27 protein-coding genes are annotated in these 24,303 nt (G+C 34.5%); 20 read left to right on the top strand and 7 right to left on the bottom strand.

Annotated features, from left to right (window positions below):
- The first annotated feature begins 39 nt into the window (after nt 1-39).
- From BMY33_RS18720 to BMY33_RS18710, 3 genes are read left to right on the top strand one after another with little or no spacing between them, the layout of a single operon-like run.
- Complete coding sequence (locus tag BMY33_RS18720) at nt 40-630, top strand: hypothetical protein (RefSeq protein ID WP_091411363.1); 591 nt, start codon at nt 40-42, stop codon at nt 628-630.
- Entirely contained in the window at nt 627-2,027 is a 1,401-nt protein-coding gene (locus BMY33_RS18715) for a DUF5723 family protein (protein ID WP_091411361.1), read from the top strand. The genes BMY33_RS18720 and BMY33_RS18715 overlap by 4 nt, the downstream gene beginning before the upstream one ends.
- On the top strand, nt 2,027-2,845 hold the full coding sequence (locus BMY33_RS18710) for a hypothetical protein (protein ID WP_091411359.1): 819 nt from the start codon (nt 2,027-2,029) through the stop codon (nt 2,843-2,845). The genes BMY33_RS18715 and BMY33_RS18710 overlap by 1 nt, the downstream gene beginning before the upstream one ends.
- 2 nt (nt 2,846-2,847) lie before the next feature.
- Here BMY33_RS18710 and BMY33_RS18705 read toward each other — a convergent pair whose 3' ends face one another.
- Nucleotides 2,848-4,125: a replication-associated recombination protein A gene (locus tag BMY33_RS18705; RefSeq protein WP_091411357.1), complete on the bottom strand. Its 1,278-nt coding sequence runs from the start codon at nt 4,123-4,125 to the stop codon at nt 2,848-2,850.
- A gap of 140 nt (nt 4,126-4,265) precedes the next feature.
- Here BMY33_RS18705 and BMY33_RS18700 point away from each other — a divergent pair, with 140 nt between their 5' ends.
- The gene (locus tag BMY33_RS18700; protein WP_091411604.1) at nt 4,266-5,003 is read left to right on the top strand and encodes a rhomboid family intramembrane serine protease; all 738 of its coding nucleotides are present in this window, start codon (nt 4,266-4,268) and stop codon (nt 5,001-5,003) included.
- 18 nt (nt 5,004-5,021) lie between these two features.
- Here BMY33_RS18700 and rlmB read toward each other — a convergent pair whose 3' ends face one another.
- The 6 genes from rlmB to BMY33_RS18670 all read right to left on the bottom strand — a co-directional run bounded on the left by rlmB (nt 5,022) and on the right by BMY33_RS18670 (nt 15,207).
- Nucleotides 5,022-5,756 carry a 23S rRNA (guanosine(2251)-2'-O)-methyltransferase RlmB gene (gene rlmB / locus BMY33_RS18695; RefSeq protein ID WP_091411602.1) on the bottom strand — a complete coding sequence of 245 codons (735 nt, stop codon included), beginning with the start codon at nt 5,754-5,756 and terminating at the stop codon, nt 5,022-5,024.
- 123 nt (nt 5,757-5,879) lie between these two features.
- Nucleotides 5,880-7,238 (bottom strand): arylsulfotransferase family protein, encoded by a 1,359-nt coding sequence (locus BMY33_RS18690; RefSeq protein ID WP_091411600.1) that lies wholly within the window; start codon nt 7,236-7,238, stop codon nt 5,880-5,882.
- Nucleotides 7,239-7,315: 77 nt separating this feature from the next.
- Entirely contained in the window at nt 7,316-8,176 is an 861-nt protein-coding gene (locus BMY33_RS18685) for a hypothetical protein (RefSeq protein ID WP_091411355.1), read from the bottom strand.
- 23 nt (nt 8,177-8,199) lie between these two features.
- Nucleotides 8,200-9,831 carry a SusD/RagB family nutrient-binding outer membrane lipoprotein gene (locus tag BMY33_RS18680; RefSeq protein WP_170837124.1) on the bottom strand — a complete coding sequence of 544 codons (1,632 nt, stop codon included), beginning with the start codon at nt 9,829-9,831 and terminating at the stop codon, nt 8,200-8,202.
- Between the two features lie 26 nt (nt 9,832-9,857).
- A complete protein-coding gene (locus BMY33_RS18675; protein WP_091411352.1) occupies nt 9,858-13,070 on the bottom strand; it encodes a SusC/RagA family TonB-linked outer membrane protein in 3,213 nt (1,070 codons plus the stop codon).
- A gap of 442 nt (nt 13,071-13,512) precedes the next feature.
- Complete coding sequence (locus BMY33_RS18670; protein WP_091411350.1) at nt 13,513-15,207, bottom strand: ShlB/FhaC/HecB family hemolysin secretion/activation protein; 1,695 nt, start codon at nt 15,205-15,207, stop codon at nt 13,513-13,515.
- A 184-nt stretch (nt 15,208-15,391) separates the two neighbouring features.
- On the opposite strand from BMY33_RS18670, the gene rpsL reads away from it, so the two are divergent.
- The 16 genes from rpsL to rplX all read left to right on the top strand — a co-directional run bounded on the left by rpsL (nt 15,392) and on the right by rplX (nt 24,301).
- A complete protein-coding gene (rpsL, locus tag BMY33_RS18665) occupies nt 15,392-15,766 on the top strand; it encodes a 30S ribosomal protein S12 (RefSeq protein ID WP_024770883.1) in 375 nt (124 codons plus the stop codon).
- 23 nt (nt 15,767-15,789) lie between these two features.
- Nucleotides 15,790-16,266 (top strand): 30S ribosomal protein S7, encoded by a 477-nt coding sequence (gene rpsG, locus BMY33_RS18660; RefSeq protein WP_091411348.1) that lies wholly within the window; start codon nt 15,790-15,792, stop codon nt 16,264-16,266.
- A gap of 13 nt (nt 16,267-16,279) precedes the next feature.
- On the top strand, nt 16,280-18,406 hold the full coding sequence (gene fusA / locus BMY33_RS18655; protein WP_091411347.1) for an elongation factor G: 2,127 nt from the start codon (nt 16,280-16,282) through the stop codon (nt 18,404-18,406).
- A gap of 10 nt (nt 18,407-18,416) precedes the next feature.
- The gene (rpsJ, locus tag BMY33_RS18650; RefSeq protein WP_010181931.1) at nt 18,417-18,722 is read left to right on the top strand and encodes a 30S ribosomal protein S10; all 306 of its coding nucleotides are present in this window, start codon (nt 18,417-18,419) and stop codon (nt 18,720-18,722) included.
- Nucleotides 18,723-18,871: 149 nt separating this feature from the next.
- Nucleotides 18,872-19,489, top strand: a complete 618-nt coding sequence (gene rplC, locus BMY33_RS18645; protein ID WP_091411345.1) for a 50S ribosomal protein L3 — start codon at nt 18,872-18,874, stop codon at nt 19,487-19,489.
- Entirely contained in the window at nt 19,489-20,118 is a 630-nt protein-coding gene (rplD, locus tag BMY33_RS18640) for a 50S ribosomal protein L4 (protein WP_091411344.1), read from the top strand. The genes rplC and rplD overlap by 1 nt, the downstream gene beginning before the upstream one ends.
- Before the next feature lie 5 nt (nt 20,119-20,123).
- Complete coding sequence (gene rplW / locus BMY33_RS18635) at nt 20,124-20,414, top strand: 50S ribosomal protein L23 (RefSeq protein ID WP_091411342.1); 291 nt, start codon at nt 20,124-20,126, stop codon at nt 20,412-20,414.
- A 9-nt stretch (nt 20,415-20,423) separates the two neighbouring features.
- On the top strand, nt 20,424-21,248 hold the full coding sequence (rplB, locus tag BMY33_RS18630) for a 50S ribosomal protein L2 (RefSeq protein WP_091411340.1): 825 nt from the start codon (nt 20,424-20,426) through the stop codon (nt 21,246-21,248).
- A gap of 6 nt (nt 21,249-21,254) precedes the next feature.
- Entirely contained in the window at nt 21,255-21,533 is a 279-nt protein-coding gene (gene rpsS / locus BMY33_RS18625) for a 30S ribosomal protein S19 (RefSeq protein WP_027392549.1), read from the top strand.
- Between the two features lie 8 nt (nt 21,534-21,541).
- Nucleotides 21,542-21,949, top strand: coding sequence for a 50S ribosomal protein L22 (rplV, locus tag BMY33_RS18620; protein ID WP_091411338.1), 408 nt, complete (start codon nt 21,542-21,544; stop codon nt 21,947-21,949).
- Nucleotides 21,950-21,959: 10 nt separating this feature from the next.
- Entirely contained in the window at nt 21,960-22,685 is a 726-nt protein-coding gene (gene rpsC, locus BMY33_RS18615; RefSeq protein WP_091411336.1) for a 30S ribosomal protein S3, read from the top strand.
- A 20-nt stretch (nt 22,686-22,705) separates the two neighbouring features.
- Entirely contained in the window at nt 22,706-23,125 is a 420-nt protein-coding gene (rplP, locus tag BMY33_RS18610; RefSeq protein WP_091411334.1) for a 50S ribosomal protein L16, read from the top strand.
- A gap of 15 nt (nt 23,126-23,140) precedes the next feature.
- Nucleotides 23,141-23,335: a 50S ribosomal protein L29 gene (gene rpmC, locus BMY33_RS18605; RefSeq protein WP_027392545.1), complete on the top strand. Its 195-nt coding sequence runs from the start codon at nt 23,141-23,143 to the stop codon at nt 23,333-23,335.
- Between the two features lie 12 nt (nt 23,336-23,347).
- Complete coding sequence (gene rpsQ, locus BMY33_RS18600) at nt 23,348-23,605, top strand: 30S ribosomal protein S17 (RefSeq protein ID WP_027392544.1); 258 nt, start codon at nt 23,348-23,350, stop codon at nt 23,603-23,605.
- A 2-nt stretch (nt 23,606-23,607) separates the two neighbouring features.
- Nucleotides 23,608-23,976: a 50S ribosomal protein L14 gene (gene rplN, locus BMY33_RS18595; RefSeq protein ID WP_027392543.1), complete on the top strand. Its 369-nt coding sequence runs from the start codon at nt 23,608-23,610 to the stop codon at nt 23,974-23,976.
- Between the two features lie 13 nt (nt 23,977-23,989).
- Nucleotides 23,990-24,301 carry a 50S ribosomal protein L24 gene (rplX, locus tag BMY33_RS18590; protein WP_091411332.1) on the top strand — a complete coding sequence of 104 codons (312 nt, stop codon included), beginning with the start codon at nt 23,990-23,992 and terminating at the stop codon, nt 24,299-24,301.
- Nucleotides 24,302-24,303 lie beyond the last annotated feature (2 nt).

Here is a 24,303-nt window from a genome sequence, read left to right as displayed (position 1 = left end):
ATTTGTATATTTTCGTTAATACTAAACAACTCCCCCCAGATGAAAACAAAAAAAGCCAGTTTATTACTGCTGTTTTTTAGCGCAGTTTTAACAACAGTTTCTTGCGTAAAGGAACTAGATTTTGAACAACTTGATGATGTTGTTTTAACGCCTGTAATTGAAGCAGATTTTATTTATTCGGAGTTTGATGTGTCCGAATATATTCCTGATGGGCTTCCTCCGGATACAGATTTTACAATTCCTCCGGATGTCTTACGAGATACTATAAATTATGATTTGGTAGGGACTGATTTTGCAATAGATAACTTGGATAGAGTAGAGTTAACTATAGAAGTTCGTAATATAATAGAAAGATCTTTTACAATACAATTTCAGTTTTTGACTGAAAGTGAACAACCATTAGGACAATTGTACAGTGTTCCTGTGCAGGCTGGAATGGGAGCGGGGACTGAACCGGTAGTGTCGTTTTCTGTTCCTAATCCGATAGTGTTGGATAATGCCACATTAAATCAATTATCGTCAGCTCAAAAAATTGCAACCGAGATTATCGTTCCAACTCTCAATACAGATTTGAGAGGCGTTTTGAATATAAGATCTAAAGCTAGTTATTATGTAAATTACGAATTATGAGAATCTTGCTATGCCTTTATTTAGGTTTATTGGGATACTCAGGATATTCTCAGAACAAAGAAACCTTATACGACTTTACAGATCTGCCACAATCATTAATGCTTAATCCCGGTGCAGATGTAAACTTTAAATATCATGCAGGAGTACCATTTTTATCACAAATTCATTTAAATGTAGGATTTAGAGGAACTTCCATTTATGATATTTTTGCTGATGATGGAAGAGATATTAATGATAAGATAGAAAATACAATAAATACACTAACTAGTAAAGATTATTTTACACTTACTCAGCAATTAGATATTATAAATTTTGGTTGGAGAAGTAAGAATAATAAAGATTTATATTATTCTGCGGGTTTATATCAAGAGTTGGACTTGATTGTATATTTTCCTAAAGACTTTGCAGTGTTAGCTTATCAAGGGAATCAAGATTTTATAAATGTCCCATTTCGATTTTCGAATATCAGTGCTACAGGAGAGTTACTAACGGTGTATCATTTTGGTTATAATAAAAAAGTAAGTAAAAAACTCACTTTTGGGGCAAGGGCTAAATTGTATTCCAGTATGTTTAATTTTCGGAGTACTAAAAACAGAGGTACTTTTACAACTATAGAAACTCCACAAGGAAATAACATATATCAACACGTAATTAGTAATGCGGATGTAAGTCTTCAAACTGCAGGATATGCTTCCTTGCGGGATATAGAATCTGAAGATAACTCAGATGGTTCGAAACAAGTACTTAATAAGTTTTTGGGTAGAGCATTTCTTGGAGGTAACCTAGGAGTTGGTTTTGATGTTGGGTTTACATATAAATTAGAAGATCAATGGACAATTACTGGTAGTGCAACGGATTTGGGTGTGATTTTTTATACTAAAGATGTTGAAACCTATCAAGCGAGAGGGAATTTTGTTTTTGAAGGATTCGAAACTCCTATTACCGATGATAATGGTCAGGATATTTTGGATGAGTTAGAAGAAGCTATACCGATTGATACATTGAATACTAGTTATGCCGCTTTACGCCCTCTTAAACTAAATGGTTCTATTAAATATTCGTTTAACCGTTATGATGATGGCACGTGTAACTGTTTTGTAGAAGGGGAGGATCCTCCTTATCAAGATGCTTTTGGTTTACAAGTGTTTTCTCAGTTTAGACCAAAAAGACCACAATATGCTGCATCTTTGTTTTATTATAAGCGATTGTCTAATTTTTTAAAAGCAAAATTGACATATACCGTTGATGATTATTCATATAAAAACATTGGTTTTTTAATGTCTACCCATATTAACAAAATTAATTTCTATATTTCGGCAAATAATCTTTTAGAATATTCTAATCTTGCAGAAGCCAGGGGGGCATCTATTCAGTTAGGATTTAATGTAATAATGTAATGAATATAATACGTATTTTATTTTTTGGGCTTTCTTTTTTGTTTACAATTAATTTCTCAGCGCAGAGTACTGTGAATGATTATAAATATGTCATTGTTCCTGAAGGCTATGTCTTTTTAAGGGAGAACGATGATTATCAGTTAAATTCTTTAACTAAATTTTTGTTTGAAAAATACGGATTCACGGCATTTATTCGAGGAGAAGATTTACCTGAAGATTTGAAGGTGAATGGATGCAAAGGTTTAAGAGCCGATGTGAAGAAAAACTCTGGATTATTAAAAACTAAACTTATCATTGATTTAATCGATTGTAATGGTATAGTTGTATTTAGCACAAAAGAAGGAGTCAGCAGAGAAAAAGAGTTTAAAAAATCATATCATGAGGCCCTTAGAGATGCTTTTAAGGATATTGAAAGACTAAACTATAAGTATAATGGTAAAAAGGAAAACACTTCTATTAAAAAAGATATAGTTGTTTCTGAAAAATCACCTGCAGCTAATAAAGTTGTGCCTTTAGATAAAGCCGAAAGTAATATCTCTAAAGAAGATGTTTCTAAAATAAAATCATTGTCATATGTTTATAATGGTGACAAATATATTTTTGAAAAAAGAATTTTTGGTTTTGAGCTATTGAAAAATAATAATGATACACCTGTTTCTGTTGGTAAAATATTTAAATCCAGTAGGGATAATAATTATATTATTCAAGCTGGAGAATTAAGTGGAGTTGGTTATTTTGATTCCTATGGAAATTTCATGCTGGATAGGATTAATCCCGCGACTAGTAGATTAATAACTGATACTTTTGCTCGTCAGTAATTTTAATAGTTATATTTTTCTCCCCAACGTGATTTAAGAAAAGATCTAAATGCATTTTCACGTTGATTGTCTCCAGGTTCATATAGCTTGGTGTTTTCTATTGATTCAGGAAGAAACTCTTGATTAATGAAGTTATTCGCATGATTGTGGGAATATTTATAGTCTTCACCATATCCTAATTCTTTCATTAATTTTGTAGGAGCGTTTCTAATGTGTAATGGCACAGATAAATCTCCAGTTTGCCGTACTAACTGTTGCGCTTTGTTAATTGCCATATAAGAAGCATTACTTTTTGCGGAAGTAGCAAGGTAAACTGCGCATTGACTTAAAATGATTCTTGCTTCTGGATATCCAACCGTAGTAACTGCCTGAAAAGTATTATTAGCCATTATTAACGCTGTTGGATTAGCATTCCCTATATCTTCCGATGCTAATATGATCATTCTGCGAGCAAGAAACTTTAGATCTTCTCCTCCTTCGATCATTCTAGCTAACCAATATACCGCTGCGTTAGGGTCACTGCCTCGAACCGATTTGATAAAAGCAGAGATAATATCATAATGTTGTTCTCCTGTTTTATCATATCTAACGGTGTTCTGTTGTACAAGTTTTAATACTAGATCATTTGTTATTGTGATTTCATCTTGATCTTGACTTGAAATTATAAGCTCAAAAATGTTCAGTAATTTTCTAGCATCTCCTCCACTTAGCCTTAATAAAGCCTCGCTTTCATTTAACTTTATGTTTTTAGATAAAAGATATTCGTCTTGCTTCATTGCCCTTTCTAAGAGTGCTTCTAATTCTTCTTTCCCAAAAGGATTCAGAACATAGACCTGACAGCGGGATAATAGGGCAGGGATTACCTCAAAACTAGGGTTCTCTGTGGTTGCGCCAATTAATGTAATCCATCCTTTTTCAACAGCTCCCAATAAAGAGTCTTGTTGAGATTTGCTAAAACGATGAATCTCATCTATAAATAATATTGGATTTTTAGAAGTAAATAGACCGCCACTTTGTTTGGCTTTGTCGATAACTTCTCGTACTTCTTTGACTCCACTATTAATAGCACTTAGTGTATAAAATGGCCTATCAGATTCATTGGCGATTATATTAGCTAAAGTGGTTTTTCCAACTCCAGGAGGGCCCCAAAGAATTAAAGAAGGAATGATTCCTCTTTTCACCTGTTTTGTTAGAGAACCATTGTTACCAATTAAATGTTCTTGGCTTAAATATTCTTCTAAGGATTTTGGACGTATTCTTTCAGCCAGTGGTTTGTTCATATTGACAAAGGTAACAAGTGTTTAGTAGAAAAACATAATTGTTAACTTTATTCTATGTTTCATTATTCCGAAAATTTGTATTACTGACAATTTAACTGGATTTGAATTTTGGATGGTTTTTTGCTTATTATTATACACTTATGGAAGGAAATAGTGATTTTAGGTTTAGTACAGGAGTTATAGGGTATCCATTATTATTTGTGTTAGTAATTTGGGTAGTTTTTTGGTTTGAAGTTCGGTTTGGTTTTGATTTTAATAGTTATGGGATATATCCAAGAACTTTAATAGGGGTTAGGGGAGTGTTGTTTTCTCCTTTTATTCATGGCGATTTATCACATTTATGGCATAATACTTTGCCACTTTTAATTTTATCAATGGCACTTTTTTTCTTTTATCCTAAGAACTCATGGAGAGTGTTACTTTATGGAGCTATTTTCACGGGTGTTTTAACTTGGTTTCTTGGAAGATCTGCTAATCATATTGGAGTGAGTGGAGTAATTTATATGTTGTTTGGTTTTTTGTTTTTTAAAGGGATAGTGGCAAAGCATTTTAGGCTAATTGCGCTTTCATTCGTAGTTGTTTTTATATATGGAAGTATGATTTGGTATACATTGCCAGTAGATCCAAAGATTTCTTGGGAAGGGCATTTATCAGGTTTGATAGTAGGTGTGTTATTAGCTTTTATTGTAAAAAAAGGTATTGCTAAGCAAAAAAAGTATCATTGGGAAACAAAAGATTTTAATCCAGAAGATGATGCTTTTTTAAAGCATTTTGATGAAAATGGAAATTTTATAGAAGTTTTACCGGATCAAGAGTTGAATGAGGGTATTGAAATAATGTATGAGTATAATCCAAAAGATGAAAAAAAAAGTGATTAAAAATGTGTTTTACGGGTTTTATAATCTTTGTCGGATAGACTCATAAAGAAAGACGCCACAGGCAACAGATACATTAAGTGAAGCTATTTCGCCATACATAGGAAGTTTAGCTGAATGATCTACAATTTTTAAAACAGAGTTGGATATGCCTTTCCCCTCACTCCCCATTACTATTGCAGTGGGATTTGTAAGATCTTTGTCATAAATAGTAGAATTTGCTTTTTCTGTTGCAGCAATTATTTGTATGCCAGAAGATTGTAGGTAAAACATAGCGTCTTTAATGTGATCAACTTTACAGATAGGAATTTTGAAAATTGCTCCTGCAGAAGTTTTTACCGTATCTGCGCTTACAGGTGCTCCTCCTTTTTTCTGAATAATAATACCATGAACTCCTGTGCATTCCGCAGTTCTAATTATTGCTCCAAAATTACGAACATCTGATAATTGATCGAGAATCAAAAATAAAGGAGTTTCCCCAGATTCAATAACCTGTAGAACCAAGTTTTCTAAATTTTGAAACTCAATAGGTGCTATATGTGCCACCACTCCTTGATGATTTTTGCGAGTTAACCGATTAAGTTTTTCAATAGGAACAAAAGAGAAATTAAGGTTTTCTTCTTTGAGTAAACTCATCAACTCCTTAGATAAGTCCCCTTTCAGACCTTTCTGAATAAAAAGTTTATCAATTGTTTTTCCAGAATTTATGGCCTCTATAACTGTTCTTATACCAAAGATTTGGGATTCATTTTTCATAAGGAACAAATATAGTATATAAAAAACATCCCGATGAAATTTCATCGGGATGTTTTTTATATACTATATTTAATATTAATTAAATCTGAAATCTCCGGTACTTAATATTCTGTCTATTTTTATTTACAAACCTAAATTAATAATAGCTTCATCATCAATATTATAATGATAACCTCTCCAATGTAAACTACTATTAGCATCAAATTTCCATACAACTTCTTTTTCATTATTGACTTCCCAAAATCCAAATGAACCTTCTGTGATAAGTGTATTGCCATTAGGGAGTCTTACAGCTCCTGAAACTAAAGGAGAGTACAAATCCGGTGATGTGAAATCCCAAACAACATTTGGTTCATTATTCGCATTAGATAACAAAGTGAGTTCGTCTGGTAAATTTAATTCATATACGATAGATTGTTCTTGATTCGGGATATTTCCATTCATATACATTAAAATATTTCCAGCTCCAATTTCATTGTTAAGTAAAACGTTAGGAAAGTGATTATTATAAAACAGTCTAATTCCATTAGAGTTTTGGTATGTCTCGGGATTTCCAAACCTATAAATTAAGTCTCCTCCTTTGCTGAAATTACCGCCTAAATGAGACGACGCTTGATTTGTTGTAGTACTATGATCAATTACCCATATTTCGCTAAAAAAGTTAACGCTGATATAAATTAGGTCGTTTTCAGGATCATAATCAATACCATTAGCGTGCATGATATCTCCTCGATCATCATAATTATAATTTAGATCTATTAATTGTGGGTTCTCGTTTACATTACCATAGTTGTCCTTGGTAGAATCAAAATCCTGAATTAAGTGATCCCAAGAACTCCATTCCCATACAATTTGATTAGTTACAGGGTTTACTTCTATTAGGGCTTCTATAAGTAGTTTTTCGTTTGGAAGATTAATATTGTATCCGGCATTTTCTGCTTCTTGAATATTTTTAGCTTTCCAAGCTAATATCAAGATATTTCCATTCGGGAGCATTTCGATATCATGATGAGATAAATGACTTTCATTTGAATAGGTAAACTCCCAAAAAATTGAATTATCTGGGTTTATGATTTGAACTTTTCCTCCATATCCACCGATATCAAAAGATGGGTTATCTGCTTTTAGAGAAGCTAAAAGTTTTCCATTATTAAGTAGAAATACATCATTACCTAACCTAGAATCTAAAACCCACTCCTGTACTATATCGGCATTTAATTTATCCATTAAATATACTTTAGCTTCAGTTACGTCATTTACTAAAATATAACCTTTTTCAACTTTGGAACTATCAAGGATAGTTATTTTCCCAGTTTCTCCTATTATTGGATTGTTTTCTGATACTGGGTTTTCATCCTCATTTTCTTCTTGATTTTCTTCTTCAGTTATAACGGTATCATCATTATTACAAGACGATAATAAGAAAAAGAAACATAAGATAAATTTTAATAATTGAAAATTTTGTTTGTTACGAAGATTCATTATAGTATATTTTATAGATAAAGCCATCAATACTATTGATGGCTTTATTTAATTAGTTGTGAAGTTTAAATAACGTTTTAGTTTTTCACAGCGGAAAAATCAAAGCTACCAAAACTTCCTAAATCAACCGTATATTGAAGATTGAATACAAAAGCTCCTGTACATGAAAAGACAAAACTAGTTCCTGATGTATTAATATTTCCACCAGAATATCCAAAGAACGATGGTGCAACAGGTTGTCTAGCTATCGTTGCTATACCAGTATCAGGATTTATTTGAATATCAAAATTTGCTCCAGCTGAGAATAAATCAACAACAGTTAATGAATTTTCATCAGGTCCAGCAATAACTTCAAATGTAGAAGCAGCAAGTCCAAAAGCATCAGTCTGTTTTGTGTATGTACCAATTGCATCTGACTGATTAAAAGGACAAGAAATGAAAGTAGTGAAACTTAATGCTTGTTCTAAACCAGGATTTGTGATTGCTCCTAAAAACTGTGTACCATCTCCTGGGTCAATGGTGATACCATCAGATCCAGTTGTAGTAGCTAAAAAGTTATATTGATCACCAGCTTGTAAATCTGCTAATGTAATACCAAAAGCTGCAGCAAGATCAGTGGCACTTATTCTTAAATCAAGAGGAAATTGTTCCGTTATATTAGTAAGAGGTACATATACTAAATTCCCATCTGCATCTTCTACATTATTTCTATTTACTCTTATGTCATAAGACGTAATATTACCAAAAGGAGCGACAACTTCTGCTTCAAATGCTGATCCTTCTAGATCTGTTACGTTAATAACTGGAGAACTTATTTCACCGAAATAAGCGAAAGGAGCCTCAATAGTATCTGTTATTTGATTTTTCTCATCATCTTCACAAGAGAGAAACATCGTAGTAGTTAGAACTACTAGGAATATTTTAAATAAATTTTTCATTTTATAAAAATTTTAATTTTTTATTAATCAACAAATCCTTCTGGGTTCGTGTCCCAAAAAACAGGGATGGCTTGATTAGGTTTTTGCTCAACGTTAGAATTTCTGTCAACTAAATTACTTGGATATAAGAAAGATCTAATGAAAACTCCAGGATTAGCTAATAAAGAAGGTTGTAAATTTTCTGGTTTCCCAGTTCTTCTATATGTATTATAAGCTTCTACACCGTTACCAAATAATGCAATGAAATATTCTGTAACAATGATTTCTAATCGAGCATCATTGTCAGCTGCAGCATCATAATTAGCAAGTACTTCATCGATATAATCTGTAACATCAGCTGCTGTTGGAGCTACGGAAGCATCCGTTAAATCGGCTCTAAAGTTTATTACTTTATCAAATGATTTAGTCATTCCATTAGCAAGGTATGTTCTAGCATCACCAGTTGTTCCTAATTCTAAAGCAGATTCAGCAAGCATAAAATCGACGTAAGAACTTAACATGATTGGGGATATACCAGCTCCTTGGGCACCAACGGTTCTATCGTTTGTACCATCAAAACTATTATCATCAAATCTTGCTCCAATAGGATATACACCCCAGTCACATCTGTCATTTTCATCTGGTGGAATACCTGCATTATCATGATGATCTCTACCATTGTATCCTTGATCTGCTGTACAGAACACTTCACCGGCAGGGTAATGTGTAGGTGCTGTTTCTGTTATACATTGTAGTGCATTTGCATCTGTAGTTCTATTTGCTCTATTTCTATAGAAATAATATCTAATTCTTGGATCAGTAAGTGATTTGTCATTAAGTAATAAATCCATATATGAGTTCGATTGATAATCAGTTACTCCATTATCAAAGTTTCTTGCGAAAATTGGATGTCTACTATCTGGATTAGCGTCTACAGAAGAGTATCTAAATACAAAATCTTGATCTGCAGATTGTATATAATCACCACTAGCAAGAATATTATTAATTCCTACTGTAGATGCTGCAGCACTTACCAAACGTGTTTGTAGGTACAACTTAAGTTTTAAAGTGTTTGCAAAACGAATCCAATTATCCTTATCTCCATTATAATAAAGATCAATTGATGGTTCAGCAGAAGCAGTTAAATTAAGATTTGCGATTGCACTATCTAATAAGGTTTGCATAGCTTCATAAACTGCTTGACCATCATCAAGGTTAGGGTTTTCATTTTCTAAACCTAAACCTGCTTCACTATAAGGAACATCTCCTAAATAATCTACTAACGTCGTTATAGCATATGCTTCCATAATTTGACCAATAGCAATATGAGTATAAAGGCCTAATTCAGTTGCTAAAGGTTCCATAGCTCTATTATCAGCTACAATACCGGCATAAGCTGTAGTATAAGGTGCATTTAATTGTCCAGGACCATATCCATTATCGTAAGTAGGTCCAAATTGATGAAGTATACGTGTTACTTCCATTCCTTCTTCCGTAATACCTTCAAAGAAAGTGGAACCACTAATTTGAATAGCATTGAGGAAAAAATCTATATCTGCTTGATCTGGTGTAAGTGCATTAGGACTTTCCAGAATCTCTAGTTCTTTTGTTTCACAAGAATTTAATCCTAAGGCTAAAGCGAAAAGGAATAAAATTTTGTATATATTATTTTTCATATTTATCATTTTTGTATTAAATAAAATTAGAACGTAGCTCTAAAGCTAAGACCATATCTTCTAGAACTAGGACCTGTTATAAAGTCAATACCTTGTCCATTTCCAACTCCTGTACTAAGAGTGTTAGTGTCAAAATTCACGTCATCTGGAAAGTTAAACGCTTTATACCATAGATTAGATCCAAGTAAAGTTATTGATAGAGAACCAAAAGGAGTGTTACTTAAAAATTCCTTTTTGAAATCATAACTAAGACTAACTTCATTTAACCTTAAAGTAGTACCATCAAATACTTGTGGTTCATTTGGTCCAAAACCAAAATTATTAAAGAATACATTAGTTGAAGTAATTGGAATATTGTTAGGAGTTCCATCCTGCAATACACCTGGTAAAATATAAGTACCACGACGATCGATAGGATTATCCGAATCTACTACTCCTCTTCCTACTAATGTAGCAGCAGTTTGAGAGAAGATATCACCTCCATGTCTATATTGGAAATCAAAAGAGAACTTAAGTCCTTTGTAAGAGAAGGTGTTTTTAATTGTACCTGTCCAGTCTGGATTAGGGTCTCCTATAATTTCGATGTCAGTAGTAGCTAAGTATAAACCATCACTACCTACAATAGGATTTCCATCAGCATCTCTTTGCACAGCGGTACCTTGAAGAATACCAAAAGCTTCACCAGCTATTGCGTAGTTAGCAGGTCTACCACCAATTGAAGCTGTAAGAGCAATTTGATCAGTAGGAAGTTCAGTTATTACGTTTTCGTCAGCGTAAAAGTTACCGTTAATTAACCATTTGAAATTTTCAGTTTTCCAAGGAGTGATATCAAAATCAACTTCAATACCTTCGTTTTCAGATTTACCAGCATTTACACGTTTAACAGTAAAACCATTCCCAGGATCTAATGCTTGATCAGTAATTAAATCTTCAGTATTTCTTTTAAATAAACTCACGTTAAGACCAACTCTGTTATTTATGAAACGAGTTTCGATACCAACTTCAAATTCTTGGAATCTTTCTGGTTTTAAATCTTGGTTACCTAATCTGTTTGATACAGAATTACTAGAAATAACATTTCCTTGTGCATCTACAAAAGCTCTTGAGTTTAATGCTAAAGAGTTTCTAGTACTAAAAGCACCTGGAGCACCAGCTGATTCTCCGTAAGCAACTCTAGCTTTTAAATAATTAAACATATCGCCTTGCAAACCAGGGATCGCATCAGTAGCGATTAAAGAAACACTTGCTCCTGGATAGAAAATAGAATTGTTCTCTTGTTCTAACGTAGAGAACCAATCATTTCTTACTGTACCATTAAAGAATAAATAATTTTTATAATCCAAGCTTAGGTCAGCGTAAACACCGATAGTATTATCCTCTGTCTCGAAATCAATATTTTGTCCGTTAACATCAACGGTAGATTGATTAACAAAGTTATAATGTCTAAGTACACCAAAAGCCAACTGTTGAGTACTATAAGTACCCTCTTGCTGGTAAGTATTTCTCCTCGTATTAAGACCTCCAATAAATGTTAACCCTAAACTTTCACTTAACTGCTCATATCCATTAAGAATTAAACTATTGTCAAAAATACTGTTTCTTACTTGAATAGTTCTGTAAAAACCTGTTACATCACCATCAACACCACCTTTGTTTTGACCGTTAGTGTTAAATTCAGTATAGGTATTCAAACCTGCTCTATAAGTTAATGAATAATTGTCGTTAAAATTATAAGTTAAACTTGCAGACCCAAATATATTATCTGTCTCTTGAGTAACTTTTGCATTAGCTATAGTCCATAATGGATTCTGTATATCGTTACCAGATCTATAGTATACACTTCTTCCATCTTGAGCTTGGAAAGGAAGTCCAAATAAATCAACACTTCTTGGCGTGTAAAGGACATCACCAAATACAGAACTACCACCACCTATAGTACCACTACCTGCTGATGCAGAAATAGGAGGGGTTTTTAAACGAGAAATAGTATAATTTGCCGTTCCTTGAAAAGTAAGTTTGTTACTTAATTTTGCTTTACCACCAAATCCAATATTGTTTCTAGTTAATTGATTTCCTGGAGTGAAACTATCTTGGTCAAAATAACTATAGTTAGCACTAAAAGAAGCATTTTCGTTACCTCCAGTCATTCCTATAGAAGTGTTAGAGATAAATCCAGTTTTGAAAAATTGATCTACACTATCGTATGGTCTGTAAGCATATTCTGAAGCTGCAAGATCTTCAAATCCAGTAACTAACGTTTGATCAGCTAGCTGAGATAATGGATTGGCAACAAAAGTATTTCCAGGACCTCCACTTCTATATAAGGAATTACCACTTATGTCTCTGTTAAAACTAGGTCCCCAGTTACTAAAAAAGAATCCGAAGTTCTGGTGGAAACCACCACCATATTCATCTTGATAATCTGGTAAAACAGCTTCTTCAGCAAAAAGTGATTGTGAAAAAGTAACTTCAAACTTTTTGTTTGATGTTTTACCTGAACCAGTTTTAGTAGTAATAAGGATTACTCCATTTCTACCTTCTTGTCCATAAAGTACAGAAGCACTAAGACCTTTAAGAACATTTACGCTTTCGATGTTGTTTGGATCTATATCCAAAAATCTACTTGACTCTGTTACGTTATCAAAAAATGCGTTCTGTTGGTTTGTGTTGTTACTAAAAGGAACACCGTCTACAATGAATAAAGGCTGGTTACTACCAGATACTGTAGATAAACCACGAATAATAATATTAGTACCTGAACCTGCAGTACCGTTGGTTGCTGTGATATTTAAACCAGCAGCTTCACCAGATAAAATTCTACCAAGATCAGCACTAGATTGTTCTTGAATATCATCAGAAGCTACTGTAGATATTGCATAACCAAGTGATTTTCTCTCTCTTTTAATACCCTGAGCAGTTACAACAACCTCTTCTAAGGTAGCAGCATCTTCTGTCAGCTGAACACTTATAGCGTCGTTGTCTCCAACAACAACTTCTTTTGTTGTAAATCCAAGATAACTAAATGAAAGTACTGCTCCTCTGTTTACTTGAATGGTATAATTACCATCGAAATCAGATTGCGTACCCTTACTAGTACCCTTTACAACGATATTTACCCCTGGTAGAGGTAACCCACTATTGTCGGTCACATTACCTGAGATCGTTTTTTCTTGTGCAAACGTTAGTTGCACTACAAACGCCAGCAATAGCGTTAGAATTCCTCTAAACTTTGTTCTCATTTTATAATTTATTTGAATTAGCCAATGCCAAAAATCATAATAATATCTTAATTAAACAACTTTTATTTAGTTAAAAATTAAATTATTGTTCACCTCTGGTTAATATAATGTGAAAACCTACTATAACGTTATAGTGCTATGGTTGTGCTTTTTTACGCTTGTTTTTTAACAATGTTTTAAGGTTTGCTTTTTGATTGTAAGAAATATCGGCTTGTTTTTTTTGTTTAGATGTAATTCTTTTGTTTTGAGAATATTAAGGCTGCTTAGTAATTGTTGTTGATGGCAAGGGTTTTGTTGTTTTGTTGGTTTTGTTACTTGTTTAATGGTAAAACTGATTGGAGTTTTGATTTTGCGAAATTAGCTGTTTTACAGCCTTTGTTTTTGTTGTTGTTTTGTTGTTGTTTTGTTGTTGTTTTGTTGTTGTTTGAGTTGAACAGGTGGGTCAAAATATTGCATTTAGACTTATATGAACCTTTGTGTTGGAGAACTTGAAGTTAGAATCACTGTTTTTTCCATTTGCAAAAATAATTCGAAATAGGCCTGTTTGAGTGTTTAGTCCGATGCCTATGCCGAAACTGGTGAGATTGTCTGATATTTTGTTGGTTTCGTCTTCAAAATAGGAGTAATCTATTATGGAGTGAATATATAAATTAGGTGATAGTGTGTATTGGTATTCTGTATTTAGCACGTTGAATAGTGATGCGTTGATGCTATTTTCTTCAAAACCGCGAATTGAGTTGATTCCGCCAAATCGAAAAAGTTCGTTGACAAATAAGTCGTCGGAAAAAATAATAGCAGCACTGTTTTTAAGTGATATAGAATTTCTTTGATTTAGTTCAAATATGTAGCTTAAGCTTAAATTGCTTTTTATTTGAGTTGTTTTGTTGTTTTCAGTGTTTCTTGAGCCTAATTCTGTTCTAAGGGAATAAGAATTTTTTATTGGGAACAGGTTTTTGTTTTGCCTTAAAGTGTGGTTGAAGCTTAGTGTAAAGAATGATGAATTGTAATCGTTAATGTTAAGTAGGGGTTGGGGGTTGTCTAGAAGGTTGTTAGAAGAGATTGAAGAGTATCCTACTGAGATTTTATCTTTGTTATTAATTAAGTAGTTAATGTCGATGTTTTGTTCTGTAATTAAGAAGCTAGAGTCCTTTTTGAATATCTCTATACCTGCTTCAATACCAATGGGGGTCTTTAAAATATAAGGTAACGAAATATTAGCTTGAAATCTTTGTTGCTCATTGCCATCGCTTTTGTAGATTAGGTTTAGTTTTTCTCCAAAATTCAAATTATTTATAAGTTTAAGGTCTAGATATCCGTTAAGTTCTAGATTTCCAGATTCTGTATCTGTGGAAAATCCAAGAAAACCATCAAAGCTATTTGCTGTTTTCTTTTTAAGGTATAAATATACTTTGGTTGAGTCTTTTCCAAACAAAACCTCAGGAGCTTTGATGCTTTTTGCAAAACCTAAATTGTCAATGGTGAGTGATTTTTTTAAAATGTCATTCTTGTTAAACGTAGCTCCTTTTCGTATTCTGCTATTGTATTTGAGATAAGAGTATGGGAATTTACTGTATCCTTTTATAATAATGTCATCAATTGTTCTTTTGTTGCTTGTTGAGTTTATGAGCTTAGCAATAATGTTATCATTATCTTTTTTAATATCTGTTAGCGATAAATTGCTGAATGTGTTTCCTTGGTCGACAAAGAAGTTTGTTAGAAATTGTAATACTTCTTCGGTTCTTTTTAATGGTATAGAAAAGTGCTTGTCAGTTACTTTTGTGGATATTTGTTTTAGTGCTCTAATTGGAATTGAGTTTTTGTTGTAGTGGATTGTTATGTTTTTGTATTTTTTGTTAAGCTCAAAGGTGCTTACAAAGGAAGAGTCGGATGTTTTTTTTAGCTCCAGTAGTTGTGAGTCGAGATATCCTAATTGAAGTAGTGTTTTTTGGGTTTTTACTACCTCAGTTTTTAAGTCTATAAAATTTTTAAAGGTTTTTGTGTATTCGGTACTATCTATTTTGCTAGTTTCGGTAGAGTCTATTCCTTGGATGGTTAGATTAAGAATGGTGTTTTGCGCATTGCAAAATGAATGTATAGCTATGAAAAGGAGAAAGATGTATGATGTAGGAGTTTTCAATTTTGTTTTTAATAGTGCTAAAATAACGGAAAATACAGGGATTTGTTACGGTTAAATAATATCATTTTAAATCTATTTGAAAATTAATGCGTTAGGATTTGAATTGACGAAAAATATTTATACCTTTGCAGCCCTCATAAAAGAGGTAATTAAAAATTATTTTAATAATAGTGTAAAGCAAATTATGCCAACAATTTCACAATTAGTAAGAAAAGGTAGAGCCAAAATAACTAAGAAGAGTAAATCGGCTGCTTTAGATTCTTGCCCGCAACGCCGCGGTGTTTGTACGCGTGTTTATACTACTACACCAAAAAAACCAAATTCAGCTATGCGTAAAGTAGCTCGTGTTAGGTTAACAAATGGTAAGGAAGTAAACGCATACATCGGAGGTGAGGGTCACAATCTACAGGAGCACTCGATAGTATTAGTTAGAGGTGGAAGGGTAAAAGATTTACCAGGAGTTAGATATCACATTGTACGTGGAGCTTTAGACACCGCAGGTGTAGAAGGTAGAACGCAACGTAGATCTAAGTATGGTGCAAAACGCCCTAAGAAGTAATTAAAAAACTTTAAGAAGAAGACATGAGAAAAAGAAAGGCTAAAAAAAGACCTATTTTGCCGGATCCTCGTTTTAACGATCAATTAGTGACTCGTTTTGTAAATATGATGATGTGGGACGGAAAGAAATCGGTTGCTTTCAAAATTTTCTATGATGCTATTGATATCGTAGAAGAGAAAAAACAAAACGAAGAAAAAACTGCTTTGGAAATGTGGAAAGATGCGTTGTCTAACGTAATGCCGCACGTAGAAGTAAGAAGCCGTCGTGTTGGAGGGGCTACCTTCCAGATACCTAACCCAATTAGACCTGATAGAAAAATATCTACCGCTATGAAGTGGTTGATTACTTTTTCACGTAAAAGAAACGAGAAGTCTATGGCTCAAAAACTTGCTGCAGAGATTATTGCTGCAGAAAAAGAAGAAGGAGCAGCGGTTAAGAAGAGAGTGGATACTCATAAGATGGCTGAAGCAAATAAGGCATTCTCACACTTTAGATTTTAATCAATAAACAGAAATGGCTAGAGATTTAAAATATACAAGAAATATAGGTATTGCTGCGCATATTGACGCAGGAAAGACAACGACAACAGAGCGTATTCTTTATTATACCGGTGTAAGTCACAAGATTGGTGAGGTTCATGATGGTGCTGCTACTATGGACTGGATGGAGCAAGAGCAAGAAAGAGGTATTACTATTACTTCAGCTGCAACAACATGTGAGTGGAGTTTTCCAACAGAAAATGGTCAACCTTTGGATGATACCAAGGGATATCACTTTAATATTATTGATACTCCGGGTCACGTAGATTTTACGGTAGAAGTGAATCGTTCGTTGCGTGTACTTGATGGGTTAGTGTTCTTGTTTAGTGCTGTTGATGGTGTTGAGCCACAGTCAGAAACTAACTGGAGGCTTGCGGATAATTACAAAGTTCCAAGAATAGGGTTTGTGAATAAAATGGATCGTCAAGGATCTAATTTTATGGAAGTTTGTCAGCAAGTGAAAGATATGTTAGGATCTAATGCAGTTCCTATTGTATTGAATATTGGTGACGAAGAAGATTTTAAAGGTATTGTAGATTTAGTTAAGAATCGTGCTATCATATGGCATGAAGAAGGAATGGGTTCTACGTTTGATGTTGTAGATATTCCTGAAGATCTTAAAGAAGAAGCAAAAATACTTCGTGGTAAGCTTATAGAAGAGGTTGCTGCTTATGACGAAGACCTCCTAGAGAAATTTATGGAAGATGAGGATTCTATTACGGAAGAAGAAGTGCACGCTGCACTTAGGGCTGCTGTGATGGATATGTCTATCATTCCGATGATCTGTGGATCTGCGTTTAAGAATAAAGGTGTTCAGTTTTTATTAGATGCTGTGTGTCGTTACTTACCTTCTCCAACAGATAAAGAAGGTATTGTAGGGATGAATCCTAATACTGATGAAGAGGAGATTCGTAAGCCAGATGTAAAGGAGCCGTTTGCGGCTTTAGCATTTAAAATTGCTACGGATCCATTTGTGGGACGTTTAGCATTTTTCCGTGCATATTCAGGTCGTTTAGATGCTGGTTCTTATGTGTTAAATAATCGTTCTGGTAAAAAAGAACGTATTTCACGTATCTACCAAATGCATGCGAATAAGCAAAATGCTATTGAATACATAGAAGCTGGAGATATAGGAGCAGCTGTTGGATTTAAATCCATTAAGACAGGAGATACACTTACAGCAGAGAAGCATCCTATAGTTTTAGAATCTATGGACTTTCCAGATCCAGTAATTGGTATTGCTGTTGAGCCTAAAACGAAAGCTGATGTTGATAAATTAGGTATGGGATTAGCTAAGTTAGCGGAAGAGGATCCTACATTTACTGTGCGTTCAGATGAAGCTTCAGGACAGACTATAATTTCAGGAATGGGTGAACTTCACTTGGATGTGATTGTAGATCGTTTAAAGCGCGAATTCAAAGTAGAGGTTAATCAGGGTCAACCTCAGGTAGAATATAAAGAAGCTATTACTCAGGCGGCTGATCATAGAGAGGTTTATAAGAAACAATCTGGTGGTCGTGGTAAATTTGCGGATATTGTGTTTACAATTGAACCAGCTGCAGAGGGTGAAGTTGGTCTTCAGTTTGAGTCTACTATTAAGGGTGGTAACGTTCCTAAAGAATTTATCCCTTCAATTGAAAAAGGATTTAAAATGGCTATGGTAAATGGTCCATTAGCAGGTTATGAAGTAGATGCTATGAAAGTAACATTGAAAGATGGTTCTTATCATGATGTGGATTCGGATCAATTATCATTCGAATTGGCAGCTAAGTTAGGATTTAAGAATTCAGCAAAAGCTGCGAAAGCTGTTATTATGGAGCCTATTATGAAACTAGAAGTTATTACTCCAGAAGAAAATATGGGTGATATCGTAGGTGACCTTAATAGACGTAGAGGACAGGTTAGTGATATGGGAGATAGAGCAGGTGCAAAAACTGTGAAAGCTACTGTGCCACTTTCTGAGATGTTTGGATATGTTACTACATTAAGAACATTGTCATCTGGTAGAGCAACATCTACTATGGAATTTTCTCACTATGCTGAAACTCCTTCTAATATTTCAGAAGAAGTAATTGCAGCAGCAAAAGGAGTTAACGCTTAATCTTACAGAAATGAGTCAAAAAATTAGAATAAAACTAAAATCTTACGATCATAACTTGGTAGATAAATCTGCTGAGAAGATTGTTAAGACCGTTAAGAGTACTGGAGCTGTGGTTACTGGCCCAATTCCATTACCAACACATAAGAAGATTTTTACAGTATTACGTTCTCCGCACGTTAATAAAAAATCTAGAGAGCAATTTCAATTAAGTTCTTATAAAAGACTTTTGGATATTTATAGCTCATCTTCAAAAACGATTGATGCGTTGATGAAGCTAGAATTACCGAGTGGAGTAGAGGTTGAAATCAAAGTTTGATAGAGCTTCTAAGTAAGAAAGTCTTACGATAAATGTCCCAAGCTGCGTGCAAGGGAAAAACGGCAAAAAAAATACATTCAGGGTTGAAGTATTTTGACCCTGTTTTTTTGCAAAATAATAAGTAGAATACTAATTAATAATTAATAAATATGTCTGGGTTAATAGGAAAAAAGATCGGCATGACTAGCATCTTCGACGAAAATGGAAAGAATATTCCATGTACGGTAATAGAAGCTGGCCCATGTGTGGTTACCCAAGTCAGAACTGAAGAAGTTGATGGTTATAAAGCTATTCAGCTAGGTTTCGATGACAAAGCAGACAAAAATGCTACTAAAGCGGCTTTAGGTCACTTTAAGAAAGCAGGAACTGTTGCTAAACGTAAAGTTGTCGAATTTCAAGGTTTTGAGGAGGAGTACAAATTAGGAGATACAGTAACTGTAGAGCATTTTGCTGAAGGAGAATTTGTTGATGTTTCAGCAACTTCTAAAGGTAAAGGTTTTCAGGGAGTTGTTAAAAGACACGGCTTTGGTGGTGTTGGACAAGCAACTCACGGTCAGCACAACCGTTTAAGAGCTCCAGGTTCGATAGGTGCAGCATCTTACCCTGCTAGAGTATTCAAAGGAATGCGAATGGCCGGAAGAATGGGTGGAGATCAAGTAAAAATTCAAAACTTAAAAGTGTTAAAAGTGGTTACTGAAAAGAACTTACTTGTTGTGAAAGGGTGTGTTCCTGGACATAAAAATGCTTACGTAACGATTCAGAAGTAATGAAGGTAGCAGTAATCGATATTAACGGAAAAGAAACAGGAAGAAAGGTAGACCTTTCTGACGCTGTTTTTGGTATAGAGCCTAATGATCATGCTGTGTACTTAGATGTGAAGCAGTATTTGGCTAATCAACGCCAAGGAACTCACAAGGCTAAGGAGCGTGCGGAGATTGTTGGTAGTACAAGAAAAATAAAGAAACAAAAAGGAACTGGTACAGCGAGAGCGGGTAGTATTAAATCTCCAATCTTTAAAGGTGGAGGTAGAATATTTGGACCTAGACCACGTAGTTATTCTTTTAAATTAAATAAGAATTTGAAAAGATTAGCACGTAAATCTGCGCTAAGTATTAAGGCAAATGACAAAGCAATTACGGTTGTAGAAGACTTTACTTTTGATACAATTAAAACAAAGAATTTTACTGCAGTTTTAAAGTCTTTAGGGCTGGAGGATAAAAAATCTTTATTTGTGTTGGGAGAGTCGAATAAAAATGTATATTTGTCGTCACGCAATTTAAAAAGCTCTGAAGTTGTAACATCCTCAGAATTAAGTACTTATAAAATACTTAATGCAAAGAGTGTTGTGCTTTTAGAAGGTTCTTTGAAAGGAATTGAAACGAATTTAAGTAAATAGAAGCCATGAGTATCTTAATAAAACCTATTATTACGGAAAAGGCTACTGCTGATAGTGAGGTGTATAACCGCTATGGTTTTGTAGTAGATAAGAAAGCGAATAAGGTGGAGATCAAAAAAGCAGTTGAAGCTGCTTATGGAGTATCTGTTACTAAAGTTCGTACAATTAATGTCCGTCCAGATCGTAAAACTCGTTATACAAAAACGGGAATGGTCACTGGTAAAACAAAAGCTGTTAAAAAGGCAATTGTACAGGTGGCGGAAGGTGAAGTAATTGATTTATATAGTAATCTTTAAGACTAAGAAATGTCAGTAAGAAAATTGAAACCAATTACCCCAGGTCAGCGTTTTAGAGTAGTTAATGGATATGATGCCATTACTACTGATAAGCCGGAGAAGAGTTTATTAGCTCCGAAAAAAAGATCTGGAGGTAGAAACAATCAAGGAAAAATGACCATGCGCTACAAAGGTGGTGGTCATAAGAAAAGATATCGTATTATTGATTTTAAACGTGATAAGCAAGGGATTCCTGCTACCGTTGCAACAATAGAATACGATCCGAATAGAACTGCTTTTATTGCGCTTCTAAACTATCAAGATGGTGAGAAGCGTTATGTTATAGCTCAAAACGGTCTGCAAGTGGGTCAGAACATAGTTTCTGGTAGTAATGTTGCTCCAGAAATTGGAAATGCAATGCCACTAAGTGATATCCCTTTAGGTACAATCATATCTTGTATTGAATTACGTCCTGGTCAAGGTGCTGTTATGGCGCGTAGTGCAGGTTCATTTGCGCAACTTATGGCTCGTGATGGTAAATTTGCTACGGTAAAATTACCTTCTGGAGAAGTAAGATTGATATTGATGAATTGTATGGCAACTATAGGTGCTGTTTCTAATAGTGATCATCAATTACTAGTTGGTGGTAAAGCTGGTAGAAGTCGTTGGTTAGGTCGTCGTCCACGTACACGTCCTGTAGTGATGAATCCAGTCGATCACCCAATGGGTGGTGGTGAAGGTAAGTCTTCAGGAGGTCATCCACGTTCTAGAAAAGGTCTTCCTGCTAAAGGATACAGAACCCGTTCTAAGACGAAAGCGAGTAATAAGTATATTGTAGAACGTAGAAAGAAATAATAAGATATGGCACGTTCATTAAAAAAAGGACCTTACATTCATTATAAGTTAGAGAAAAAAGTTGCAGCGAATGTAGAGGCTAATAAAAAGACTGTTATAAAGACTTGGTCTAGAGCATCAATGATATCACCAGATTTTGTTGGTCAAACAATAGCAGTGCATAATGGTCGCCAATTTGTTCCTGTATATATTACAGAAAACATGGTAGGTCATAAGTTAGGAGAATTTTCGCCAACACGTTCTTTTAGAGGGCACGCTGGTGCTAAAAATAAAGGTAAAAAATAATTTAAGCTATGGGAGTTCGTAAAAGAGAAATGGCAGATAGGATTAAGGAGGAGAAAAAGCAGATTGCTTTTGCTAAGCTTAATAACTGTCCTACTTCACCTCGTAAGATGCGCTTAGTAGCGGATTTAGTTCGTGGTGAGAAAGTGGAAAGAGCGCTTCATATTCTTAGATTTAACCCTAAAGAAGCATCGCGTCGTTTAGAAAAGTTATTGCTTTCTGCAATAGCTAACTGGCAAGCGAAGAATGAAGAGGCGAATATTGAAGATGCAGATCTTTTTGTAAAAGAGATTCGTGTAGATGGAGGAAGTATGTTGAAAAGACTACGTCCTGCTCCACAAGGTCGCGCACACAGAATAAGAAAACGCTCTAATCACGTAACAATCGTGGTTGCAGCAAAAAATAATACACAAAGCTAATATAAATAGTATGGGACAGAAGACAAATCCAATCGGAAATCGCCTTGGTATCATCAGAGGATGGGAATCCAACTGGTATGGAGGTAATGACTACGGTGATAAACTTGCCGAAGACGATAAGATTAGAAAGTACGTACACGCACGTTTATCTAAAGCTAGTGTATCTAGAGTAATTATTGAGCGCACGCTTAAACTTGTAACCGTTACTATCACTACTGCTAGACCTGGTATTATTATCGGAAAAGGTGGTCAAGAGGTAGACAAGTTAAAAGAAGAGCTTAAGAAAATTACAGATAAAGAGGTTCAGATAAATATCTTTGAAATTAAGAGACCTGAGCTTGATGCATTTTTAGTTGGATCTAGTGTTGCAAGACAAATTGAGAGTCGTATCTCTTACCGTCGTGCGATTAAGATGGCTATTGCGGCTGCAATGAGAATGAATGCTGAGGGTATCAAGATTCAGATTTCAGGACGTTTGAATGGTGCAGAGATGGCACGTTCAGAGTCTTATAAAGATGGTCGTATTCCTTTATCAACGTTTAGAGCTGACATAGATTATGCTTTAGTTGAGGCACATACTACTTATGGTAGATTAGGTGTAAAAGTATGGATTATGAAAGGCGAAGTATATGGTAAGAGAGAGCTTTCTCCTTTAGTTGGTCTTTCTAAGAAACAAGGAAAAGGAGGCGATAGAGCCGGACGAGGTGGAAACAATAAATCACGTCGTAGAAAGTAATTTTTTAAAGTAAATTAACAATGTTACAGCCTAAAAGAACAAAATTCCGTAAACAACAAAAAGGACGTATGAAAGGTCTTTCTCAAAGAGGACACACACTTTCTAACGGTACTTTCGGAATAAAATCATTGGATTCAAGTTTTGTTACTGCTAGACAAATAGAAGCAGCACGTATTTCTGCTACTCGTTATATGAAAAGAGAAGGTGCTCTGTGGATTAAAATTTTCCCAGACAAGCCTATTACAAAGAAACCTCTTGAAGTACGTATGGGTAAAGGAAAAGGAGCTGTAGAATATTGGGCGGCAGTGGTAAAACCAGGAAGAATATTATTTGAGATTAGCGGTGTGCCATATGATGTAGCAAAAGAGGCTTTACGTCTTGCTGCACAGAAGCTTCCGGTAAGAACTAAGTTTATTGTATCAAGAACCTATCAAGGTTAAAATTCAAAAGAGACTATGAAACAATCACAAGTAAAAGAATCGTCTACAGCTGAATTACAAGAAGAACTTGGTAAATCTCGTAAAGAGTATTCAGATTTAAAAATGGCTCACGCTATGTCTCCATTAGAAAATCCTTTACAATTACGTAAAGTGAGAAGATCTATTGCAAGAATGGCAACTGAGCTAACTAAAAGAGAATTAAACGGTTAATTCTGCTGAAAGATGGAAAAAAGAAACTTAAGAAAAGAGCGTATAGGTGTAGTTACTAGTAACAAGATGCAGAAATCAATTGTTGTTGCTGAAGTGAAAAAAGTAAAACACCCGATGTACGGAAAGTTCGTGTTAAAAACGAAAAAATACGTTGCACACGACGAGAAAAATGACTGCAATATTGGTGATACTGTAAAGATCATGGAAACAAGACCTATGAGTAGAACCAAATGCTGGAGATTAGTAGAAGTAATTGAAAGAGCGAAGTAATTATGGTACAACAAGAGTCTAGATTAAAAGTAGCAGACAACACAGGTGGTAAAGAAGTTTTAGTTATCCGTGTTTTAGGTGGTACAAAAAGAAGATACGCCTCTGTAGGAGACAAGATCGTTGTCAGTGTTAAAGAAGCAACTCCTAATGGAAACATTAAAAAGGGAGCAGTTTCAACTGCAGTTGTAGTTCGTACCAAAAAAGAAGTGCGCAGACCAGATGGTTCTTATATTCGTTTTGATGATAATGCATGTGTTCTTTTGAACCCTGCAGGAGAAATGAGAGGAACTCGTGTTTTTGGTCCTGTTGCAAGAGAGCTTCGTGACAAGCAGTTCATGAAGATTGTATCACTAGCGCCAGAAGTGCTTTAATAGTATAGCAAAGATGACAAAGCTAAAAATTAAATCAGGAGATACTGTAAAGGTTATCGCTGGAGACAATAAAGGTCAACAGGGAACCGTACAGAAAGTATTGAAGGATAAGAACAAGGCAATTGTAGAAGGTGTTAACCTTGTGTCTAAACACCAAAAGCCTAGTGCTGCTAATCCACAAGGTGGTATAGTGAAGCAAGAAGCGGCTATTCATATTTCTAACTTAACATTGTTAACTTCTAATGGAGATGAGACAAGAGTTGGATATAGAGTAGAAGGAGATAAGAAAGTGAGATTTTCTAAAAAATCTAATGAAGTAATATAGTT

The sequence above is a fragment of the Aquimarina amphilecti genome (genome assembly GCF_900109375.1).
GTDB classification, from domain to species: Bacteria; Bacteroidota; Bacteroidia; order Flavobacteriales; family Flavobacteriaceae; genus Aquimarina; species Aquimarina amphilecti.
This window is presented reverse-complemented; position numbering and strand designations above follow the sequence as displayed.

Coding starts and splice junctions, on each gene's coding strand:
- rpsQ (WP_027392544.1), top strand. CDS start 23,348: ATGGAAAAAAGAAACTTAAGAAAAGAGCGTATAGGTGTAGTTACTAGT.
- BMY33_RS18710 (WP_091411359.1), top strand. CDS start 2,027: ATGAATATAATACGTATTTTATTTTTTGGGCTTTCTTTTTTGTTTACA.
- BMY33_RS18690 (WP_091411600.1), bottom strand. CDS start 7,238: ATGAATCTTCGTAACAAACAAAATTTTCAATTATTAAAATTTATCTTA.
- rpsG (WP_091411348.1), top strand. CDS start 15,790: ATGAGAAAAAGAAAGGCTAAAAAAAGACCTATTTTGCCGGATCCTCGT.
- rplP (WP_091411334.1), top strand. CDS start 22,706: ATGTTACAGCCTAAAAGAACAAAATTCCGTAAACAACAAAAAGGACGT.
- rplV (WP_091411338.1), top strand. CDS start 21,542: ATGGGAGTTCGTAAAAGAGAAATGGCAGATAGGATTAAGGAGGAGAAA.
- BMY33_RS18675 (WP_091411352.1), bottom strand. CDS start 13,070: ATGAGAACAAAGTTTAGAGGAATTCTAACGCTATTGCTGGCGTTTGTA.
- rplB (WP_091411340.1), top strand. CDS start 20,424: ATGTCAGTAAGAAAATTGAAACCAATTACCCCAGGTCAGCGTTTTAGA.
- rplW (WP_091411342.1), top strand. CDS start 20,124: ATGAGTATCTTAATAAAACCTATTATTACGGAAAAGGCTACTGCTGAT.
- BMY33_RS18680 (WP_170837124.1), bottom strand. CDS start 9,831: ATGAAAAATAATATATACAAAATTTTATTCCTTTTCGCTTTAGCCTTA.
- BMY33_RS18720 (WP_091411363.1), top strand. CDS start 40: ATGAAAACAAAAAAAGCCAGTTTATTACTGCTGTTTTTTAGCGCAGTT.
- BMY33_RS18715 (WP_091411361.1), top strand. CDS start 627: ATGAGAATCTTGCTATGCCTTTATTTAGGTTTATTGGGATACTCAGGA.
- BMY33_RS18685 (WP_091411355.1), bottom strand. CDS start 8,176: ATGAAAAATTTATTTAAAATATTCCTAGTAGTTCTAACTACTACGATG.
- rplD (WP_091411344.1), top strand. CDS start 19,489: ATGAAGGTAGCAGTAATCGATATTAACGGAAAAGAAACAGGAAGAAAG.
- rlmB (WP_091411602.1), bottom strand. CDS start 5,756: ATGAAAAATGAATCCCAAATCTTTGGTATAAGAACAGTTATAGAGGCC.
- rpmC (WP_027392545.1), top strand. CDS start 23,141: ATGAAACAATCACAAGTAAAAGAATCGTCTACAGCTGAATTACAAGAA.
- rplX (WP_091411332.1), top strand. CDS start 23,990: ATGACAAAGCTAAAAATTAAATCAGGAGATACTGTAAAGGTTATCGCT.
- rplC (WP_091411345.1), top strand. CDS start 18,872: ATGTCTGGGTTAATAGGAAAAAAGATCGGCATGACTAGCATCTTCGAC.
- rpsS (WP_027392549.1), top strand. CDS start 21,255: ATGGCACGTTCATTAAAAAAAGGACCTTACATTCATTATAAGTTAGAG.
- BMY33_RS18705 (WP_091411357.1), bottom strand. CDS start 4,125: ATGAACAAACCACTGGCTGAAAGAATACGTCCAAAATCCTTAGAAGAA.
- rpsC (WP_091411336.1), top strand. CDS start 21,960: ATGGGACAGAAGACAAATCCAATCGGAAATCGCCTTGGTATCATCAGA.
- rpsJ (WP_010181931.1), top strand. CDS start 18,417: ATGAGTCAAAAAATTAGAATAAAACTAAAATCTTACGATCATAACTTG.
- BMY33_RS18700 (WP_091411604.1), top strand. CDS start 4,266: ATGGAAGGAAATAGTGATTTTAGGTTTAGTACAGGAGTTATAGGGTAT.
- rpsL (WP_024770883.1), top strand. CDS start 15,392: ATGCCAACAATTTCACAATTAGTAAGAAAAGGTAGAGCCAAAATAACT.
- rplN (WP_027392543.1), top strand. CDS start 23,608: ATGGTACAACAAGAGTCTAGATTAAAAGTAGCAGACAACACAGGTGGT.
- fusA (WP_091411347.1), top strand. CDS start 16,280: ATGGCTAGAGATTTAAAATATACAAGAAATATAGGTATTGCTGCGCAT.